The following is an 875-nucleotide window of genomic DNA, read 5'->3' as shown; positions in this document are numbered from 1 at the left end:
TGAGCTTCTTCAGCGTTGTCGCTCCAGTGCGAGGACGGCTTTGGCGATTGACGTCATGCGGTTTGGACTGCACCGGGATCTGCGGAAGATCCGCCAGGACTTCAGGCGCGCGATGCCGCGTTCGACCGGTGCCCGTGCCGCGGCCAGGGCCCGGTTGACGGTTTTCTCGGTGGGGGTGAGTTCTTGCAGGGGCCTTCGTTTGTTGCCGGTGGTCACCCAGGGGCCGCCGCCCTGGTAGGCGAGGTCGGCCAGGACGGGGACGCCCTGGCGCTCGCAGATGCGGATGATCCTGTGGGTGCGGGCAGCGGTCAGGTCGTGGGCCCGGCCCGGCAGTGCGGGTGAGAGCCACAGCAGCCGGCCGCCCGGATCGGTGATCACCTGCACGTTCACCCCGTGCCGGCGGTGCTTGTGGGAGTAGTCGGCCCGTCCGTCGCCGACCCGGTCGCACTCGGCGAGCGTGCCGTCCAGCAGGACGAAGTCCGCATCGGTCTCGCGCAGGACCTTCAGCAGCCCCGGGGCACGGTCGGCGAGCAGGTCGATGACCGTGCTGGTGTAGGCGTGGGCGGTGGACTCGCTGATCCCGAACCCGGCAGCGATCTTCGCCAGGGTGATGTGTTCGCGCAGGTACACCAGTGCCACCATCGCTCGCTGGGACGGGCGGAGCTTGCAGCGGCGGTCCCCCTCACGGGTGACAAGAAGCATGGTCACCCACTCCACGAGCGCATGCGGCAGGTCGAGTGCGGCAGGATAAATGACCAACGAGGCCCCCGAGCAACGTGATTGAGACGTCAGACATCTCGATCAACAGCCCGGGGGCCTCGCTCGTTGCGCTTCGCCGACCGTCACCCGATCGGTAGCCAACTCGAAGAAGCTCA

Annotated in this window: 1 protein-coding gene; it reads right to left on the bottom strand. The window is 67.8% G+C overall.

Features of this window, described 5'->3' with window-relative positions:
• Positions 1 to 9: 9 nt before the first annotated feature.
• Positions 10 to 759 carry a transposase gene (locus ACYUD3_RS38510; protein WP_470981170.1) on the bottom strand — a complete coding sequence of 250 codons (750 nt, stop codon included), beginning with the start codon at positions 757 to 759 and terminating at the stop codon, positions 10 to 12.
• Between the last annotated feature and the right edge of the window lie 116 nt (positions 760 to 875).

Source organism: Streptomyces sp. AMJ-169 (genome assembly GCF_055597585.1).
The sequence above is the reverse complement of the archived record's forward strand: the minus strand, read 5'-3'. Positions and strand labels throughout refer to the sequence as shown.